At 69.6% G+C, this 3,007-nt stretch carries 4 protein-coding genes; all 4 read left to right on the top strand.

Annotated features, from left to right (window positions below; translation table 11 throughout):
- Window positions 1-647, top strand: a 647-nt coding sequence (locus tag AC1D12_RS29625; protein ID WP_477844774.1) for a phosphoribosylamine--glycine ligase, incomplete at its 5' end; no start/stop codon positions are given.
- Window positions 644-1,570 (top strand): oxygen-dependent coproporphyrinogen oxidase, encoded by a 927-nt coding sequence (gene hemF, locus AC1D12_RS29620; protein WP_477844772.1) that lies wholly within the window; start codon window positions 644-646, stop codon window positions 1,568-1,570. The genes AC1D12_RS29625 and hemF, both read left to right, overlap by 4 nt.
- A complete protein-coding gene (nadD, locus tag AC1D12_RS29615; RefSeq protein ID WP_477844770.1) occupies window positions 1,567-2,160 on the top strand; it encodes a nicotinate-nucleotide adenylyltransferase in 594 nt (197 codons plus the stop codon). Before hemF ends, nadD begins: the two co-directional genes overlap by 4 nt.
- Window positions 2,161-2,958: a ribosome silencing factor gene (rsfS, locus tag AC1D12_RS29610; protein WP_477844768.1), complete on the top strand. Its 798-nt coding sequence runs from the start codon at window positions 2,161-2,163 to the stop codon at window positions 2,956-2,958.
- Window positions 2,959-3,007: the final 49 nt, after the last annotated feature.

Here is a 3,007-nt window from a genome sequence, read left to right as displayed (position 1 = left end):
CCACCAGCCAGGACCACAAGCGCCTGCWGGACGGCGATGWMGGCCCGAACACCGGCGGMATGGGMGCCTACTCGCCGGCACCGGTGGTCACGCCGAACGTGCATGCGACGGTGATGCACGAGATCATCCTGCCGACCATCGCCGGCATGGCGCGCGATGGCGTGCCGTTCACCGGTTTCCTGTATGCCGGGCTGATGATCGACGACGAAGGCGCGCCGAAGACGATCGAGTTCAACACGCGCCTGGGCGACCCGGAGACGCAGCCGATCATGATGCGGCTGAAGAGCGACCTGTTCGACGTGATGATGGCGGCCACCGACGGCACGCTCGACCAGGTCGAGCTGCAATGGGACCGCCGCGTAGCGCTCGGCGTCGTGATGGCGGCCGGCGGCTACCCGCTGAACCCGCGCAAGGGCGATGCGATCACCGGCCTGCCGGCCGAGCAGCCGGATGCGATGGTGTTCCATGCCGGCACCGCGCCCGACAAGGGCGGCGCCGTGACCGCGGGCGGGCGCGTGCTGTGCGTCACCGCGCTCGGCGACTCGACCAAGATGGCGCAGCAGCGCGCCTACGAAGCGCTGCAGGGCATCCACTTCGACGGCATGCAGTTCCGGCGCGACATCGGCCACCGGGCCATCAAGCGATGAGCGACACCGGCGCGGTCCGCGAGTACCTGCTCGGCCTGCAGTCGCGCATCATCGGCGCGATGGAGGCCGAAGGCGGCGATGCCTTCATCACCGACCACTGGGTGCGCGAGCCCGGCGGCAAGCTCGAGGGCGAAGGCCTCTCGCGGCTGGTGGAAGAGGGCCCGCTGCTCGAGCGCGGCGGCTGCAGCTTCTCGCACGTGAAGGGCAAGGTGCTGCCGCCGTCGGCCACGCAGCACCGGCCCGAGCTGGCCGGGGCGCCGTTCGAGGCGATGGGCGTCTCGCTCGTCTTCCACCCGCGCAACCCGTTCGTGCCGACCGTGCACATGAACGTGCGGATGCTGGCCGCACTGCCGGCCGGTGGCGCGCCGGTCACCTGGTTCGGCGGCGGCATGGACCTGACGCCGTACTACGGCTTCGAAGCCGATGCGCAGCATTTCCACCGCACCAACCGCGACGCGCTCGCGCCCTTCGGCGATGACAAGTACCCGCGCTTCAAGCAGTGGTGCGACGAGTATTTCTTCCTGAAGCACCGCAACGAGCCGCGCGGCATCGGCGGCGTGTTCTTCGACGATTTCTCCGAGCTCGGCTTCGAGCGCAGCTTCGAGATGCTGCGCGCGGTCGGCGATGCGTTCATCCCGGCCTACCTGCCGATCGTGCAGCGCCGCCAGGCACTTGCTTACGGAGAGCTCGAGCGCGATTTCCAGGCCTACCGGCGCGGCCGCTATGTCGAGTTCAACCTGGTGTTCGACCGTGGCACGCTGTTCGGGCTGCAGTCGGGCGGGCGCACCGAGTCGATCCTGATGTCGATGCCGCCGCTCGTGAAGTGGCGCTACAACTGGTCGCCCGCGGCCGGCACGCCGGAGGCGCGCCTGTACAGCGACTTCCTGCGACCGCGCCCCTGGGCCGAAGAGACCTTCCCTTGAAGCGCATTGCGCTGTTCGGAGGCAGCTTCGATCCGGTGCACGTGGCGCATGTGGCGCTGGCCCGTGTCGCGTTGTCGCAACTCGAGCTCGACGAATTGCGCTGGGTGCCGGCGGGTCGCCAATGGCAGAAACACCGTGACCTGACGCCCGCCGTGCACCGCGAGGCGATGGTGCGGCTGGCGATCGAAGGCGAGCCGCGCTTCACGCTCGAAGGCTGCGAGCTGCGCCGCAGCGGCGCGAGCTACACCTTCGACACCGTGCGCGAACTGCAGGCCGCCGAGCCGGGCGTCGAGTGGTTCCTGGTGATCGGCCAGGACCAGTACGCCGGGCTGCACAGCTGGGTGCGCTGGCAGGATCTGCTGCAACGCGTCACGCTGGCGGTCGCGAACCGGCCCGGCGTGACGATGGCGGCGAGCCGCGAGGTGCAGGCGCAGCCGCACCGGGCGGTGCCGCTGCCGATGATGGACGTGTCGTCGACCGACATCCGTGCCCGCGTGGCCCGGGGACTTGCGGTCGACGATCTGGTGCCCGCCCCCGTGGCGCGTTATATTGACCAATACGCCCTGTRCACGGGCGAACTCAGGAGTTGAATGGACATCCGAAAACTGCAGCGCGCCATCGTCGATGGTCTGGAAGACGTGAAGGCACAGAACATCCTGGTCTTCAACACCGAGCATCTCTCGCCGCTCTTCGAGCGCGTGATCATCGCCTCGGGCACCTCGAACCGCCAGACCAAGGCCCTCGCAGCCAGCGTGCGTGATGCGGTGAAATCGGGCGGCTTCCCGGTGTTGCGCACCGAGGGCGAGGACAACGRCGAATGGATCATCGTCGACTGCGGCGCTGCCGTCGTCCACGTGATGCAACCGTCGATCCGCGAGTACTACCACCTCGAGGAGATCTGGGGCGACAAGCCCGTCAAGCTCAAGGTGGACACGGCGCCGGTCAGGCTCGTGAAGGCCGAGGAGCCGGTGGCGAAGAAGGCGCCGGCGAAGAAGGCCGCTTCGGGCAAGGCCCCCGCCAAGACGGCGGCCAGGTCGGCGCCCGCCAAGGCCCCGGCCAAGGCACCGGCCAGGAAGGCTGCGGCGAAGACCGTTGCGGCCCGGCCGGCCGCAGCCAAGAAGGCCCCGGCCCGCAAGGCGGCACCGGCCAAGACCGGCAGCGTCGTGACCCGCACGGTCGGCGTGAAGAGCGCTGCGCCGGCGAAGAAGGCGGCGGCCAAGGCGGCACCGGCCAAGGCACCGGCGAAGAAGGTTGCCGCCAAGACCGTTGCGGCCAGGCCGGTCGCGGCCAGGAAGGCCCCGGCAAAAACGGTTCCGGCGAAAGCGGCCCCGGCGAAGAAGGCTCCCGCCCGGAAAGCGCCGGCGAAGAAGACCGCCTCGCGCGCGTGAAGCTGTTGCTGGTCGCCGTCGGCCAGCGCCAGCCGGCCTGGGCCGAGAC

The sequence above is a fragment of the Rhizobacter sp. P1_G5 genome, from assembly GCF_056405435.1.
The sequence above is the reverse complement of the archived record's forward strand: the minus strand, read 5'-3'. Positions and strand labels throughout refer to the sequence as shown.